The following is a 16,263-nucleotide window of genomic DNA, read 5'->3' on the forward strand; positions in this document are numbered from 1 at the left end:
CAGCGGGCGCCCGCCGTCGATCCCACCGGAGCCCGAATCGTCCCCCTTGTGGATCTTGCTCCGAATGATCCACTACCTGACGCCACATCACATCGACGAATAGTCAGGAACGGCCCCCACCTGCACGGATATCGCAGAATCCATATGTGTCCAAGATCATGTTTCGAGAGGGGCGAGGCCTGGATGTCCGAAATCCGGGAATCGCCCGTCCGGCCCGTGGGCCGGACGGGCGGCCGGCGCACCCCCGCAGCCGGAGACCGCCGGCAAAGCACGACGGGCGTCAGGCCGCCCGGCGGCGTACCCACCGGACCGCCGCGACGCAGGCGGCGATCCCCACCGCTGCCATCCAGGCCGACTCGGAGATCTGGAACGGCCAGTAGCGCTCGCCCGACTGGTACACCTGGTGCACCTAGCAGCTGCCGCCCCGGGCCAGCCGCTCCAACTCCCCGAAGTCCTGCCCGAGCCGGTAGAAGTCCCCGTCCGGAAGCCGCCGGCCGGATCGGCGAACCACGTGCTGCCGACCCAGCGCTGGTCCGCGGCCGGCTCCAACAGGGAGTGCACGACCCCCTCCAGGGGAGGCAGGTAGTGGAACCTCACGGCCTCCCCGGCGAAGGAGGCCACCACCGAGACGACCAGGCCAGTTCGGGCCCACCAGCGCCACCACGTGCCCGGCCGGGACGGCCAGATGGCAGTCCCGCAGCGCCCATGAGCGACGGTAGCGCTTGCCCAGCCCGCCGCAGTCGATCACCGAGTCCGGCGCCCTCACGCCACCACCCCGTCATCCCCGCTCCGCAGGTCGCGCAGTGCGTCCTCGAACAATGAGTGAAGTAGACGTGTGACTGATCGTCAACCAAAGAAAGGACAAAGGGTCGAAGCCGGGTCGCGTCTTCACTCCGGGACGGAACGGCGTCAGGGGTTGTCCGAGCTCTTGGGAGGGTGTCCGGCGCCACTGCTGAAGAACTGCCAGATCGTCAGCATGGCGACGATCTGTGCCACCAGGTAGGCGACCTGAACCGAGAAGGCACGCATCTGGTAGAGGGAGAACAGCAGGCCCACGCGGGTCGGCCAGTACTGTCGCTCACTGTGGAACGTGTCGATGTCCATCTGCAGGCTGGTCAGCGTCAACACGAAGAGCATCAGCGATGCAGCCACGGCGCTGTTCCCGAGCGGCTGGTCCAACAGCTGTCGGACCAGGATGTCGATCGCGACGGGCAGCGCGAACGCGATTCCCAGGAGGAGTGCCCTGGCCGGTCCACGGCGTCCGGGCAGGGCGCGCCAGAGCGCACCCAGGGTGAACCCTGCACCGGCCCAGGTCACCTGCCAGGCAAGAAACGAGACCACGAGGCTCGGCAGGCCGAGGTAGGTGTAGAGGGTCGTCGTCCACGCGCCCCCCTTGACGTAATCCTCCCACACCATGATGCCGCTCGCGGGAACTCCGACCACGCTCGCCAGGAATGCGGCACGGCGCCCGTTGTCCCACCAGTTGTCGCGCGGGCCGAGACTCAGGGCGACGTCAACAGGCGTCACCTGTGGAGGAAGCAACCGGCTGGGGGAGCCGTCAATCGGGTCGGGACGCCATCGCTGCAGCTCCAGCAACTCGCGTTCGAGGTCGCTCCTGCTCTTCCCGGATTCATCGGCCTTGCCCTGGTCCGCATGGCGCAGCTGGGAATGCAGTTCCCGATAGCTCCGGGCGCGTGTGACGAGTTCGTCCCGGTCGTCCGGACCGAGGCAACGCCGGATCCTCGGACCGGGCCGATCGTCCAGCAGGCGTTGGTGGAGCACCGAGTATCGCTTCCCCGCCGCGAGCAGGAGGAGGATGACGGCGATGTTGAACAGGAGCCACACCGGTTCGAGAAGGCTGTTCGCCGCATACCACCCCAACTCGAGTGCGACGACGGCCGCGAAGAACAGCGCGATCAGGAGTCTGTCGCGGCGCCCCGGCTCCAACCAGGTGGAGGCCGCGCTCGGGCAGACCCTCAGGACGGCTGCGATGGCAAGACCTGTCAGCACCCATGACCAGTGGAAGTACGCCCATGACGGGACCTCGCGGGGCAGCCAGTCGAGATCCCTCCCCAGGGCCCCGAGGTGGTCCGGGCCGTAGGACGGACTGAGCTTCTCGTGCAGCCAGGATGCGCGCTGCCAGTCGCGTTCGGCCGCCCACACGTAGCAGCCGACGACGGCTACGGACACGGCCAGGAGTCCGAACGTCCACCGCAGGGGCGGGATGGCGCCACCCTCCTCCGACCCGCTGCGGAACATCCGCGATGCCCAGGCCGCAATCCCCACCAGCCAGATCCAGAGGGCGACCGTCCCGACGAGTGTGATGGCCAGGAGAGCGCGGCCGTCGATCGCGGCAGATCCGGCGAAGAGTTCCGGTGGCAATCCGAAGAGCTGTGGTGCACGGACCACCAGAAATGCCTCGGCGCCGGCCAGCGAGACTGCCAGGACCGTCGGAGCGGTGGGCCTGGCAAGGAGTGCCAGCAGCCATCCCGCTCCGAGGCAGAGGAGTGAATCGTCCCTGCCATCACCCAGTTCTCGCAGAGTCAGCCCCGACACCACAACCAACAGGACGGCAGTAGCCGCGCTGACACCACCCCAGTGCATGAGTGTGAGGCTGGAGGATCTCTCCACCACCGCGTCGGACGCGAGGAATGCCCGCCTTGCCAGGACGACGGCGAGCAGTGAAACGCCCAGCCACCATGCCAGACCTCCGAAGCTGCTGAGCTCCCGCCACGGTGAATCGTTCGCACGTGCTGCCAGCTCCTGCTGCCACGGTGGAAGCAGGTACACCTCCACCGCGAGAGCCGGCGATCCCGACGGAGTGACCCACGCGAGGGTTTCGGAATCGCTTTCGGACGGGGCAATGCGCAGCCGCGTCACGTCGATTCCGTTGGGGTCCACCTCGACGCGCTTCCACCACGCCGTCTGGAGGGCGCTGGGCCGCTCGAGAGTCACTCCCCAGTGCGACCCTCGCGTCTCGATCCGCCAGGGGCCGACGTAGTAGTAGTCGCCTCTGTCGAGCCACGAGAACGCTTCGTAGTGGACGGTGGTGGTGTTTCCGGATGCCGTCACCCTAGGATGTCGCGGAATCCACTCGTCGTAGCGAGTCGTGGAGAACTCCCCCTGCTGCCGGAGGAGGCAGCGCATGGCCCTGCGGTACTCGTCCGATGCCACGCTCAGCTTCAGGTCGGCGGCGTATTTCCACTCCTGGGGTACCTCGATCGTCATCGCCGAGCGGGCCCGTACGTAGGTGAGGTCCCGGTGGTCCAGCGCGATGGAGGCCGTGACATTGGCCTTCGCCAGCTGCTGGACTTCGCACCGGTCCTCGTCGGCCGCCGCGGCCGGTCGCGCGGAGGCGACGGACAGGAGCGTGACGAGAATCGCCAGGCATCCGCACGCCCGCGCAGAAAGCTGCTTCAGGAATCTTGGTATGACTCGCCCCCCAGTTCAGGTCCTGCACGAACCAGACAGGATTCGGAGCGAAGTCTGCACCGGGCAGGGCAGGGGTCACCAGCTCGACCGGCCGGTCGGGTCGCAGAGATCACCCGCAAGGCGGCGTCCGGCCGGAGCGCTCACGGTGCCGGGTCGGCAGCACACGGTGTGGGGCTCACATCGGCGTCATCATGTCGTCCGACGGTTGCAGGCCCGGCAGCAGCCAGTCCTGGAAGGGGGCGAGCACCGCGAGGGCCAGGAAGACCACGCCCATGACGCGGGCGAGCTGCGGCCCCCGGTACCAGAGCTTCTCCAGGAGGATCAGCACCGCGAGCCCGGCCATCGCCGCGATGTTCATGGCCCCCAGCGGAATCAGGACCACCATCAGCGCCCAGCAGCAGCCCAGGCAGTACCCGCCGTGGTGCAGGCCCACCCGGAGGTCGCGGACCGGCGGCCGGTAGGCCGCGTAGCGCATCAGCTGCGCCATCGGACTGCGGCAGTGCCGCAGGCAGATGTTCTTGAGCGGGCCCAGTTGGTACAGCCCGGCCAGCGCGAAGGCGGCCACGGCGATCCACGTACCGACCTGCGGATCGCTCTCCACCGCACGTCCGGTGAGCGCCAGCCCACCGTACGCGAGCAGGCCGAAGGCCGCCCAGACGACCAGGTAGCCGGCGAGGAACTCGGTGGTGCGCAGCGCGCGCGTGGAGCCACTGGACTGCCTGGCGATCCCCTTCGCCCAGGTCACCGCGACGGGGGCGACCGACGGCAGCATCATCGCCGCCATCATGGCGACCCAGAGCAGCAGGAACGCGGGCAGCGCCATCCCCATGGTGCCGGGCTCGATCCCCATGTCCAGGGCCTGGCCCACGGTGAGCACCCAGGCCAGCGCGGCGATCAGGACGATCAGCGACCAGGCGACGGCGAGGTCCCGGGCCGGCAGCAGGGCGCCGTCCCGCAGCGGGCGGTCGTTGGCGATGGGGCGTTGAACGGTGTGCATGGTGCTCTCCTGCCGACCACCTTCCAGCACAGCACGGAACCGGCCCCGGCGACACCCCGCCCGGCGCGACGGTTCGCCGCCGGAGCCGGCGGCCTGGAACCCTTGGTGCTCCCCCGCCGGGAGCGCAGGATGGAAGGGAAGGCGATGACCCGCCGCCGGGTGCCGGGCGCGGCCGGTCGGACGCGCTCGTGCGGCCGGGCCCCCAGGGTCACCGAGGCCGCTGGGGCCGCCGAGGCCCCGGTCCCCGGTTTCGCCGGAGCGGGTCGGTGAGGAGTGCGCGCGATGTCCGAGGCGGCGACGATCGTTCCTGCGTGGCGTGTCGCAGGCGACTGGTTCGATGTGTGCAAGTGCAACATTCCGTGCCCGTGCGCGTTCGCACAGCCACCGACCTACGGTGACTGCGAGGGGGTCCTGGTCTGGCACATCCGCGAGGGCCACTACGGCGAGGTCCGGCTGGACGGCCTCAACGTGCTGATGCTGGGCACGTTCGTCGGCAACGTGTGGGCCGAGCACTCGGACGCGTACGCCGCCGTGTTCCTCGACGAGCGCGCGGACGGGGGACAGCAGGGCGCCCTCCAGATGATCTTCGGCGGGCAGGCCGGCGGCTGGCCCGCGCAGCTGGTCGCCATGCTCGGGCCGGAGATGCGGGGCATGGACATCGCCCCCATCGAGGTCGAGTTCGCCGACGACCTCGCCACCTGGCGGGCCGCCGTCCCCGGTCGGGTCGAGGCCCGCGCCGAGGCGCTGACCGGCCCGACCACCCCGGACGGGGCGCGGGTGCAGTCCACCGGTCTGCCCGGCTGCGAGACCGGCCCCGGACAGCTCGCCACCTGGGGCCGGGCCACGACGGACCAGGCCGACGCGTTCGGCTTCACCTGGAACCGGGCGGGCCGGTCCAGCAAGACCATCACCTTCGACTGGTCCGGTCCCGACTGACGGATCCGCCGCCGGGACCCTCCGTGCCGGAAGGTGAACGGCCCGGGTGAACGGCCGGGGTGAACGGCCGGGGTGAACGGCCGGGGTGAACGGCCGGGGTGAACGGCCGGGGCGGGCCGGCGGCGACCGCCGGCCCGCCCCGGGGCCGATCACGGGGAGGGGCGTCCTACCCCACCTGGACTACCCCACGTGGACGCGGGGGCGGCGCGAGCGGTCGGGTTCGGCCTCGCGCAGCACCTCCCGGGTGACCGGGGCGACCTCGCCCTGCCCGAGCAGGAAGAACCGGAAGAACTGGGCGAACGGGCTGCCCTCGGTCCACTCGAAGTAGATGTGCGGCTGCTCCCCGGTGCGGTCGCGGATCGACAGGAGCAGCGCGGCGAGCGCGTTCGGGACGCTGGAGCTCTCCAGGGACAGCACGCGGTAGCGGCCGTGCAGCACCTCGCCGCGCACCGTGAGCGCGGCCTCGAACTCGGACGGGTCGCGGACCGTCACCTCGACGAAGACCAGGTCGTCCTCAGCCGGGATGTCGTTGTCCGCGCGGATCTGGCGCTTCTTCGCCTGGTACTCGGCGAGGTCGCGGCTGCTCGGCTCGTTGGCGATCAGGCGCAGCGGCCGGTGGGTGTAGTCGCGGACGAAGCGCTCGGCGGCCTCGTCGAAGGTGACGTCGGTGACGCGCAGTTCGAAGGCACGCCGCAGCCGCGAGAGCAGCGAGACGAGGATGATGCCCGCGATGAAGCAGGCACCGATCTTCACGCCGTCGGGGCGTTCGGCGATGTTGATCGCGGTGGTGTAGAGGAACACCGCGGAGATCACGGCGAAGCCGACCGTCCAGTTCCGCTGGCGGGCCTTGTGGGCGGCGATGGTCACCGCGATGGCGGCCGAGCTGATCAGCACCAGCACGCCGGTGGCGTACGCGCCGCCCTGGGCGTCCACGTCGGCGTCGAAGATCCAGGTGACCAGGAAGCCGATCAGGGTCAGCACGATCACCATCGGCCGCACGGCCCGGGCCCAGTGCGGGGCCATGCCGTAGCGGGGGAGGTAGCGGGGCAGCAGGTTGAGCATGCCCGCCATCGCGGAGGCTCCGGCGAACCAGAGGATCAGGATGGTGGAGAGGTCGTAGACGCTGCCGAAGGCGCTGCCCAGGTTCTCGTGGGCCAGGTAGGCGAGCGCACGGCCGTTGGCCTCGCCGCCGGGCTGGAACGCCTCCTTGGGGATCAGCAGGGTGGTGATGAAGCTGGTGGTGATCAGGAACGCGCTCATGATCAGCGCGGCCGTGGTGAGCAGCTTCCGCGTCCCGCGGATGCGGCCGGTGGGCTTCTCCTCGGTGTCGTCCGGGTCGCCCTCCACGTGCGGCATCACGGCGACGCCGGTCTCGAAGCCGGAGAGGCCGAGCGCCAGCTTGGGGAACACGACCAGGGCGACGCCGATCATCACGAACACGTTGCCGTGCTCGGCGGTCAGCGCGTCCGACCAGTCGGTCACCACGTGCGGGGCCTGAAGGACGTGCCAGAGGCCGTTCACCACCACGACGACGTTCAGTGCGAGGTAGACGCCGACGAGCGCCACCGCCAGGCCCATCGCCTCGCTGAAGCCCTTCAGGAAGACGCCGCCGAGCAGGGCGACCAGCAGCAGCGTGATCAGCACCTGCTTGCCGGAGAGTGCGCTGCTCAGGTGCGGGTTCTCGACCAGGTGCGCGGTGGCGTCGGCGGCCGAGAGGGTGATGGTGATCATGAAGTCGGTCGCCGCGAAGCCGAGCAGGGCGAGGACGAAGAGCTTGCCCTGCCAGAACGAGAGCAACCGCTCCAGCATGGCGATCGAGCCCTCGCCGTGCGGACTCTCCTTGGCCACCCGCCGGTAGACCGGCAGTGCGCCGGCCAGGGTGACGATCACCAGCACGATGGTCGCCACCGGGGAGAGCAGGCCGGCCGCCAGGGCCGCGATGCCGGGCTGGTAGCCGAGGGTGGAGAAGTAGTCCAGACCGGTCAGGCACATCACCCGCCACCAGCGGGCACCCTTGTGCTCGACCGGCGTCTGGGCGTGCGGGCCCGGATGCTGCTTCGCCATGTCGGACAAGCCCTCCAGCAGCCACGCGCGGAATCTCCCGCCGCGCGCCGAAGGTATCGCCCCCGTGTCAGCCGAACTCACCCTGTGCTCCTGTCCGAGTCGTTCCCCGTGCGCCACCAGGCCCGATGGCAAGGCGACAGGGTACGCGAGCACCTGTTCGGCCCCGCCTCCGGTACCGCCCCGGACGACGGCGGCCCGCCTGCCCGGCGGCTCGCCGACCCCGCCGACCCCGCTGACCCGGCGGCCCGACCGCGCCGCCGGGGCCCCGTCCGCGGCCGTCGGCGGCCCCGATCCGCCCGGCGCCGCCACCGCCGGGGAACCGTCCCGACCGGTGCCCGGCCCCGCCCTGCCTCCGCGGGAACCGAGGGCGTTTTGATCAATCGTGGTCGAGCCGGTTTGATGTGCCCGTGTTGACGGATGCAGTAGTACTGATGACCGATCAGGGCGAGACCGAGGGGAGCCGGGCTGCGCTGGCGCAGGCCGTGCTCCGCCTGACCGGGTCTGAGCCGATATGCCTGGACGCGCGGGACTTCACCCCGTCCGGTCCCGGCCGGGCGGAGATCGTGGCGGACCGGCTGGTCCTCGAAGCCGACGGCGTGCGGGTGGTGGACCCGGCCGCCGTCGTCGTCTACGAGATACCGCCTGCGGGCCGCCCGGCGCTGGAGCCGCTCCAGGACGTGCTGGCCCGCTCCGGGGTGCCGTGCCTCGGCACCGGCGCCGGCGCCTGGCGGACCGCCAGCGACAAGGAGACGATGGTGAAGGCGTTCGCGGCGGCCGGCGTCGCGCAGATGCCCTCGCTCTGCCTCCCGCCCGACGCCGGGGAGGCGGCGGCGCTGGACGCCTTCACCGAGCTGGGCGGCGACGTGTGGGCGCGCCCCGTGTCGGGGATGGGCGGCCAGGACGTCTTCCACGTCACCGACGAGGCCGAGCTCCGGCAGGCTGCCCGGCGCTACGCGGCCGAGGGGCAGCGCTGGCTGCTGACCAGCGACGCCCGCAACTACAACGCCGACGGCCTGCGCCACCAGTACCGCGTGGTGGTGTTGCAGGGACGGGTGATCTGGGTGGCCGAGCACATCCAGCCGGACTCCGACGCGCCGTGCAACGTCGCCCAGGGCGCCACCTCCACCCCGCTGTCCCCCGACGCCCTCCCCGGCCACCTCCACGAGCTGGCCGCCGCAGCGGCGGAGGCCGTCGGCCTGCCGTACGCCGGCCTCGACCTGGCCGCCGAGAGCGGCGGGGTCGTCTTCGAGATCAACGTCCACCCCGCCTTCGGCGCGACCGGCGCGCTGGAGGGGCTGGCCGTGCCCTACGTCCAGGCCCACCTCGACCTCGCCGCCGCGGCGTCCACCGCCTGACCCCCGCCCGCCCAACGCGCCGGCCGGCACCGCCCGGCCGGCACCGACACGCGTAGTTTCCAGAGCTGACGTCAAGTCAATTCTCGGACGACAGAGCACAATCCGGAGCAACGCCGGGCGGAGCGCCGCAATCCGGCCCGGAGTTCCGCCCGGAGTTCCGCCCACAATCTTGACGGTGCATGGACACGGCTCTACAACGTAGTCAGCTCCCCGTTCCCCCCCACCCCCGGGAGCAGCGAAAGGTCGTCTTCTCGTCCCCCCTCACCGAGGAAGAGGCTTCCCCCATGCGCCTTCGCCGCCACCTTGCCCTCACCGCCGCGGTCGCCGCACTCGCCCTGGGCGCGGTCCCCGCGTCCGCGACGACCGGCCCCACCGCCGCCACCCCGGTGCTGACCACCGGGAGCGCGGGTGGAGCCGCGGTCGCCGCAGGCGACTCGCTCGCCGCGCCGCTCGCCGCAGGCACCCGCGCCACCTTCTACTCGACCGCGACCAGTACGACCGGCGTCACCTGCACCGCCTCCCAGCTCTCGGCCAAGGCGTTGAGCAACCCGGCGGCGCCCGGCGTCGCCACCGAGTCACTGACCGGGCTGACCTTCGGCTCGTGCACCAGCAACGTCACCGGCGTCATCTCCGTCCGGAGCCTGACCGTCGGCAACCTTCCCTACGGTGTCGCCGTCGACGACGCCCCCGGCCTCCCGGTCACCCTCACCGGCGGGGCTGCCGGGCCGATCCAGGCGACCGCCGTGCTCAACAGCTGGTTCGGCACCATCACCTGCACCTACCAGCTCAGCGGCCAGTTCACCGGCAACGCGGACAACGCCGCCCACAGCCTGGCCTTCCGCAACGAGCACTTCGCCAAGAACGGCGGCTCGGCCCTCTGCCCCGGTGACGGCTACTTCTCCGCCACCTACGGCCCCGTCACCGACACCTCCCAGCCCGGCAGCCCCGCGGTGTTCGTCAACTGAGCAGCTGAGCATCGTAGTTGATCGACCAGAGCGCGCCGGTCCGGTGCTCGCCGTCGGTCGCGACCGTCCTCGGTCGCCACCGGGGAGGCCGCCGGGCCGGCCGCTGCACTGTCGGAGGTAGTGGCCGGGGCCACGCGCAGGGCAGCGGGCGTGCGGGGCGCAGGGCGCAGGGCGTGCAGCTGCGTGCAGGCGGAGCCGACTTCTTACAGGTCTGTGACCGGGGCCCGATCGCCCTGGTCTGCGGTCGTCACGCCGCGATAGATCTGGCTCCGAACATGCGCCACCACTGCCCACGGGAGCCCACGATGTCCGACACCCCGCGCCGCTCCGGCCGGTTCCTCCGCCCCGCGCTCGCAGCCGCGGCCGCACTCGTCCTGCTCGGTGCCGGACTCGGCCTCTACGTCTTCCAACCCTGGAAGGCCTTCACCGACACCACCGTGGACGAAGCGCTTCCCGCTCCCGCGGCCGTCATGTCCACCGCCCCGGGGCCCTCGGCCACCGCCGCGGCGGCTCCCGCAACGTCCCCCGCGGCCATGCCCGCCCCGGCGGGGCCCGTCGACCTCGCACGCGGCGGCTTCCGGTCCGGTGAGCACACCACCACCGGCACCGCGCGTCTCGTCCGCCTCGCCGACGGCTCCGCCGTGCTGCGGCTGGAGGGCCTCGACACCTCGGAGGGCCCCGACGTCCGGGTCTACCTCTCGGCCCTGCCCGCCGACCGGTCCCGCCAGGACAACCTCGGCGACAAGCCCCTCGAACTCGGCAAGCTCAAGGGCAACCACGGCAACCAGAACTACGCCGTCCCCGCCGGCACCGACCTCACCGCCTTCCACAGCACCGTCATCTGGTGCCAGCGCTTCTCCGTCACCTTCGGAGCGGCCGATCTCGCCGCAGCCTGACCGGTTCTCGCGGGCCTGCGGCCCGCCCGACTGCCGGCTCGGCGGCCCAGCCGGCAGTCGGGCGGGCCGCAGGTCACGCACGGCTCCCGGGAGCGTGCGGTGCGCGACCGAAGATGACGAAAGACTGACGTCCTGGTCCCGCCCCTGGCCGCGGTCCGGCCGGTCCTGGTCGAATCGAGCCGTGGACAGAACTGCGAAACACCCCGAGGGCACCCCGGTCGGCCGCCGGGTGGTGCTCGGCATGCTCGGGCTCGGCGTCGCGGGCGTCGCCGCCGGCCCGTACCTCCAGCGGGCCCAGGACGCCGTGGCCGGCAAGGACCCGACCGGCCTCACCGGGTTGCTGCCGGCCGGCGGCGGGTTCCGGTACTACTCCGTCGCCTCGTCGGTGCCGAGCCGGGGCCCCGACGACTACACCCTGACCGTCGACGGGCTGGTGGAGCGTCCGATGAAGCACCGCCTCGACGACCTCCGGGCGATGCCGCAGCGCCGACTCGTCCGGGACGTGCAGTGCGTGACGGGCTGGCGGGTACCGGCCACACCGTTCGAGGGTGTGCCGCTGGCGCAGCTGCTGGACGCCGCAGGCGTGCGGCCCGGCGCCGCAGCGGTTCGGTTCGGCTGCTTCGACGGCGAGTACACCGAGAGCCTCACCCTGGAGCAGGCCCGTCGAGAGGACGTCCTGGTCGCGCTGAAGCTCCAGGACGCCCCGATCTCCCACTCCCACGGTGGACCGGTGCGGCTCTACGTCGCCCCCATGTACTTCTACAAGTCGGCCAAGTGGCTGTCCTCGATCACGGTCACCGACCGGGTGCAGCCGGGCTACTGGGAGCAGTACGGCTATGACGTCGACGCCTGGGTGGGCCGGTCGAACGGACGTGACGATGCCCCGACCGCCTGAGCGCCTGCTCCGCTTCACCCGGGCCGAACGCCGGGTGCACCGGGCCACCGCCGCCCTGATGCTGACCTGCCTGGCCACCGCCGCCTGCCTCTACCTGCCGCCGCTGGCCGAACTGGTCGGGCGCCGGCGTCTGGTCGTCACCGTGCACGTGTGGTGCGGCCTCGCGCTGCCGGTACCGCTGCTGCTCGGTCTCGTCTTCCGGGCGGTACGGGCGGACGTGTCCCGGCTGAGCCGCTTCTCCGCGGCGGACCGGGCCTGGCTTCGCGCGGTGCGCACGAGGACGTCCGACCGCCCGGCGGGCAAGTTCAACGCCGGGCAGAAGCTGTACGCGCAGTGGACCCTCGGGGCGATGCTGGTGGCCATCGGCACCGGCCTGCTGATGTGGCTCACCCACCTGGCTCCGCCCTCGTGGCGGACCGGCGCGACCTTCGTCCACGACTGGATCGCGGCGGCCGTCCTGGTGGTGACCGTCGGACACGTCCTGATGGCGGTGCGCGATCCCGAGGCCAGGCGCGGCATGCGCACGGGGACGGTGGAACGCGCCTGGGCGCGGAGCGAGCACCCGCAGTGGGAGGCCGAGAGCCGGGGCGGGGACGCGGGGTAGCGCCGCACCGCCCCGGGTGACGGGAAGTCAGAGCTCGGCGAGCGCCTGCGCCAGGTCCGACCAGAGGTCCTCCGGGTGCTCGACGCCCACCGCGACGCGGACGGTGCCGGGGCTGATGCCGGCGGCAGCCAGCGCGGCGTCGTCGAGCTGGCGGTGCGAGGTGCTGGCCGGGTGCATGGTCAGCGTCTGCACGCTGCCGAGGGAGGGCGCGAGCGCCGCGAGCCGGACCGACTCGGTGAAGGTGCGGGCCGCGTCCCGGCCGCCGACCAGGTCGAAGGAGAGCACGCCGCCCTGGCCCTCGGGCAGCAGCCGGCGGGCCAGCTCGTAGTCCGGGTGACCGGGCAGGCCCGGGTAGTGGACGACCGAGACGGCCGGGTGGGCGGCCAGCCGGTGGGCCAGGTCCAGCGCCGAGTCGCAGTGCCGGCGCATCCGCAGCGGCAGCGTCTGCAATCCCCGCAGGGTCAGCCAGGCCGCGTGCGGGTCGGCCGAGGCGCCCAGCTCGACGGCGTAGTGCCAGACCTTCCGGTGCAGTTCGGCCCCGGCGAAGACGGCGATGCCTGCCAGGACGTCGCCGTGCCCACCGAGGTACTTGGTGGCGGAGTGGACGACGATGTCGGCGCCGTGTTCGATCGGCCGGCAGAGCAGCGGGGAGGCGAAGGTGTTGTCCACGACACCGACCACCCCGGCCTCCCGGGCGACGGCGAGCAGAGCCGGCAGGTCGGTGACCCGGGTGGTCGGGTTCGAAACGGTCTCCAGGTGCAGCAGCCGGGTGTTCGGGCGCAGCGCGGCCCGCACCTCGGCGGGGTCGTCGCCCCGGACGTGGGTGACCTCCACGCCCCAGCGGTCCGCCAGGTCCGCGAGCATCGCGAAGGTGCCACCGTAGAGGCTCTGTTGGGCGATCACGTGGTCACCGGAGCGCAGCAGGGCGAGCAGCACGGTGTTGATTGCGGCCATGCCGGAGGCGGTCGCGATGGCACCCGATCCGCCCTCCAGCCCGGCGACGGCGTTCTCCAGCGAACGGACGGTCGGATTGCCGTGCCGGTTGTAGAGGAACGCCCCGTCCGGGCCGCCGAACGCGTCCACCAGGGAAGCGGAGTCCTCGAAGGCGAACAGGTGGCCCTGGTGCAGCGGCACGCCGAGCGGGCGGCTTCCGGCCACCTCCACGACAGGCGGGTGGACGGCCCGGCTCTCGCGGCGCAGCGTGCCGTCGAGGCCGGGGCGGGCGTCCGGGCCGGGGTGGAGATCGCGGTGGTGGTCGGGGCCGGGAGCAGGGGCAGGGCGGACGCGGTCGAAGTCGTTCATGCCGCCCATCCTCGGGCGGCCGCGGGAAAGCCGGCCAGGGCCAATCCCGATCAAGTGGACTGGGCGACTCGCACGGTCGGGGGCGGCTCCCGCTCCCGGCGGGCGCGCGGTCACTCCTCGATGAATACGAGGTCCTCCGCCGGGTGGAGGAGCCGCAGGGTCTGACCGTCCGTGATCTCCAGGATGTGGTGCAGGCCGCGGATCTCCGGGCCGGCGCCGTTGATCTTGAAGACGTCGTTGGCCCCGGCGAGGAAGGCGGGGAAGTGGTCCAACGCGTTGCTGCCCAGGTCGAAGTAGTCCTTCAGCCTCCGGAACAGCTTGGGGAGAATCACCACCTCCTTGGTGATCGAGTCCATGCCGGTGATCTTCGCGCCGCGGACGGTCACGTCCAGCGCCCAGAGGCCGTTCGCGGGCGGGGCGGCGGCCTGCGCCTGGTGGACCAGGTCGATCAGGGACCGGCGGAGCTCGGACGGGAAGCCGGTGTAGAAGGTCGCGTAGGCGAGGCCCTTCGCCAGCAGGTGGTGGTTGGCGGTCTCCGCCAACAGGCCCTTGTCGACGTTGAGCTCGTACCCGCTGGGCCCCGGCGGCACGCCGCGGCCGACCAGCGCCACGCAGCGGCCCTTGCTGTCGCCGCCCCGGGTGAGGATGTAGCCGGGCACGCGGTCGGGCGTGACACTGACGGTCTCGTCCTTGTGGCGCACGATGTCCCGGAAACCGAGCCAGATGAGCAGTTCGTCGGCGGCCGCATGGGCGAAGGCCGGCGGCTGGCTCTCGTCGTGGTCGTTGGCGCCGGGGTAGTGGGTCTCCAGCGTGTCGATGGCCTCCAACCGGACGTTGATGTGGCCGTCGGCCTTGGGTTGGAGCGGGCGGCCGCCCTCGACGAGCTTCCACTCGCCGACGTAGTGCGGGATGAACGCGATGGTGTCGCCGTCCGGCCTGGCGGCGGCGGAGACGTGGAACGAGCCCTTGATCAACAGCATCGGCATGGCGATTCCCTGATGGATGGTGGCTTCAGGTCTGACGGCCCTGATGGAGTCACGTGGAGTCACGTCCGGCGGCCGCCGGCCGGAGGGCGCGGCGCGGTGGTCGCACGCGGCGTCGAGCCAGGTGATCGTGGCCTGCGGCACGCATGTCCACACGGTCGCGCACAGTGCACACTGCCGTGAATATTCGTACACGGTGCACCCTGCCGCAACCGCGCGCGGAGCGGCCCGGGGGCGCGTGCGCGGGGAGGATCCGTCGGTGCCGTGCCGGGCGCTGGCGCCAAGGACGCCGGGAGCCGGGGCGCAGGCCGTACCGGGGTCGGGTCAGAGGCCGCCGGCCGGGAGCAGCACCACCCGGGCCTCGTCGAACGGCTCCCAGCGGGCCGGTCGCCCGCTCCGGGCCACCCGCAGACGGCACCAACGCGTGCCCGCGGCGTCCCGCCACCAGGCGCTGATCCGTCCGAGCGCCCAGTCGCCGTCGGCGAAGTGCACCTCGACCGGCTGGTACACCCACTCGACGTCCGTCGCCGCGACCGCACCCACTGGGCCCGCGGCGCCGGCACCGCTTCCGCCGCCTGGCACCGGACCGCGTCCGCTCTCCACCACGGTTCCGCCTCCGTTCCGGATCCGGCCGCCGCTCCGCCGTTGGGGTGGCCGCGCAGCCGGACGTACGGCACACCGCGCCGACTCTACAACGCTGTAGAGGATGGCGCGGCGGAACCCGCACACCCGTCGGCGAGGCCTGCCGGCGTGCGGCAGGGGCGCCCGGCGTGCGGATACGACTGCTCCCCCACCGGTCGTCCGGCAGGGGAGCAGCGTCGGCCCGGTCGGAGCCGGGTCAGGACGACTCGGCCGGCCGCGTCCGCCCGACCGCCCGGGCGCGGCGGCGCTGCCACACGGCCAGCGGAACGGCGACCGCGAGCGCGGCGGCCTCCGGAGCGGGCAGCTCCTCCAGCTGACCCGATCCGCCCGGCGCCCCCGCTCCGCCGCCACCTGCACGCTGGTCCAGGGCCTTCTGGTCGAAGGTGTCCGGAACCGGCAGCGTGGCCCAGTGGGTCACCGGCCAGGCCACGACGAAGGCGCGGCCGATCACGTTGTCCACCGGGACGAAGCCGCCGCCGGGCTCGTTGACGTGGTACCGGGAGTCGCGGGAGTTGTTGCGGTGGTCGCCCATCACCCAGATCCGGTCCTTGGGCACCTTCACCGTGCCGACCGGCGCGTCCCCGCACGGCGTCGCCCCGGGGAAGAGGTACGGCTCGTCGAGCGGCACGCCGTTCACCTTCACCGGGCTGCCGCTGTTGCACTCGACGGTGTCGCCGCCGACCGCGATCACCCGCTTGATCAGGTCCTTCTCGTCGTCCGACGGCATCAGGCCGATCACGCTCAGGGCCTTCCTGATGCTCCCGAGGAAGGAGTCGTCGGTGGTGTGGGGCGCGCCCTCCAGCCAACCGCCCGGGTCCTTGAAGACGACGACCTCGCCGCGCTCCGGCTCGGCGCCGAACCACGGTGTCAGCTTGTCGACCAGCACCCGGTCGCCCTTCTCCAGGGTGTGCTGCATCGAGCCCGACGGGATGGAGAAGGCCTGGACGAAGAAGGTCTTGATGCCCAGTGAGAGCAGCAGGGCGACGACCACCAGGATCGGCAGCTCCTGCCAGAACGGGCGCTTGCGCCGCGCAGGCCGGCCGTCGCCGTCCGTCGACGCCTCGGCGGGTGACTCCGTGCCGGTGTCCGGATCGGCGGCGACGGCGACGGCCGGACCGCCCTGGTCCGCCCGCGGCACGGCCGGGCCGGTCTCCCCTGCTACGCCGGTCTCCCCGGTGTTGTCGACGCTCAT

At 72.0% G+C, this 16,263-nt stretch carries 13 protein-coding genes; 6 read left to right on the plus strand and 7 right to left on the minus strand.

The genetic code is table 11. The features are described from left to right. Window positions 1–909: 909 nt before the first annotated feature. Together ACIPSC_RS08890 and ACIPSC_RS08895 are read right to left on the minus strand one after the other, a co-directional pair. The gene (locus tag ACIPSC_RS08890; protein ID WP_400824547.1) at window positions 910–3,432 is read right to left on the minus strand and encodes a DUF6185 family protein; all 2,523 of its coding nucleotides are present in this window, start codon (window positions 3,430–3,432) and stop codon (window positions 910–912) included. Window positions 3,433–3,607: 175 nt separating this feature from the next. After that, window positions 3,608–4,429, minus strand: coding sequence for a DUF2182 domain-containing protein (locus ACIPSC_RS08895; RefSeq protein WP_400824328.1), 822 nt, complete (start codon window positions 4,427–4,429; stop codon window positions 3,608–3,610). 282 nt (window positions 4,430–4,711) lie between these two features. Here ACIPSC_RS08895 and ACIPSC_RS08900 point away from each other — a divergent pair, with 282 nt between their 5' ends. Further along, a complete protein-coding gene (locus tag ACIPSC_RS08900; RefSeq protein ID WP_400824329.1) occupies window positions 4,712–5,365 on the plus strand; it encodes a DUF1326 domain-containing protein in 654 nt (217 codons plus the stop codon). A 180-nt stretch (window positions 5,366–5,545) separates the two neighbouring features. Here ACIPSC_RS08900 and ACIPSC_RS08905 read toward each other — a convergent pair whose 3' ends face one another. Next, complete coding sequence (locus ACIPSC_RS08905) at window positions 5,546–7,429, minus strand: amino acid transporter (protein WP_400824330.1); 1,884 nt, start codon at window positions 7,427–7,429, stop codon at window positions 5,546–5,548. Window positions 7,430–7,860: 431 nt separating this feature from the next. On the opposite strand from ACIPSC_RS08905, the gene ACIPSC_RS08910 reads away from it, so the two are divergent. From ACIPSC_RS08910 to ACIPSC_RS08930, 5 genes are all read left to right on the plus strand, one after another. Further along, window positions 7,861–8,784, plus strand: coding sequence for a RimK family alpha-L-glutamate ligase (locus ACIPSC_RS08910; RefSeq protein WP_400824331.1), 924 nt, complete (start codon window positions 7,861–7,863; stop codon window positions 8,782–8,784). Between the two features lie 284 nt (window positions 8,785–9,068). Continuing rightward, window positions 9,069–9,749, plus strand: coding sequence for a Tat pathway signal sequence domain protein (locus ACIPSC_RS08915; protein WP_400824332.1), 681 nt, complete (start codon window positions 9,069–9,071; stop codon window positions 9,747–9,749). 305 nt (window positions 9,750–10,054) lie between these two features. Continuing rightward, window positions 10,055–10,645, plus strand: coding sequence for a DM13 domain-containing protein (locus ACIPSC_RS08920; RefSeq protein ID WP_400824333.1), 591 nt, complete (start codon window positions 10,055–10,057; stop codon window positions 10,643–10,645). A gap of 241 nt (window positions 10,646–10,886) precedes the next feature. Beyond that, on the plus strand, window positions 10,887–11,540 hold the full coding sequence (locus ACIPSC_RS08925; RefSeq protein WP_400824548.1) for a molybdopterin-dependent oxidoreductase: 654 nt from the start codon (window positions 10,887–10,889) through the stop codon (window positions 11,538–11,540). Next, entirely contained in the window at window positions 11,482–12,144 is a 663-nt protein-coding gene (locus tag ACIPSC_RS08930) for a cytochrome b/b6 domain-containing protein (protein ID WP_400824334.1), read from the plus strand. Before ACIPSC_RS08925 ends, ACIPSC_RS08930 begins: the two co-directional genes overlap by 59 nt. Window positions 12,145–12,171: 27 nt before the next feature. Here the strand turns inward: ACIPSC_RS08930 and ACIPSC_RS08935 are convergent, their stop codons facing one another. From ACIPSC_RS08935 to lepB, 4 genes are all read right to left on the minus strand, one after another. Then, window positions 12,172–13,446, minus strand: coding sequence for a trans-sulfuration enzyme family protein (locus ACIPSC_RS08935; RefSeq protein ID WP_400824335.1), 1,275 nt, complete (start codon window positions 13,444–13,446; stop codon window positions 12,172–12,174). A 110-nt stretch (window positions 13,447–13,556) separates the two neighbouring features. Next, entirely contained in the window at window positions 13,557–14,432 is an 876-nt protein-coding gene (locus tag ACIPSC_RS08940) for a nuclease (RefSeq protein ID WP_400824336.1), read from the minus strand. A gap of 321 nt (window positions 14,433–14,753) precedes the next feature. Beyond that, complete coding sequence (locus ACIPSC_RS08945) at window positions 14,754–15,035, minus strand: hypothetical protein (protein ID WP_400824337.1); 282 nt, start codon at window positions 15,033–15,035, stop codon at window positions 14,754–14,756. Between the two features lie 232 nt (window positions 15,036–15,267). Beyond that, window positions 15,268–16,263 (minus strand): signal peptidase I, encoded by a 996-nt coding sequence (gene lepB / locus ACIPSC_RS08950; RefSeq protein WP_400824338.1) that lies wholly within the window; start codon window positions 16,261–16,263, stop codon window positions 15,268–15,270.

Origin of the sequence: Kitasatospora sp. NPDC090091 (assembly GCF_044747365.1) — a bacterium.
Taxonomy (GTDB): domain Bacteria; phylum Actinomycetota; class Actinomycetes; order Streptomycetales; family Streptomycetaceae; genus Kitasatospora.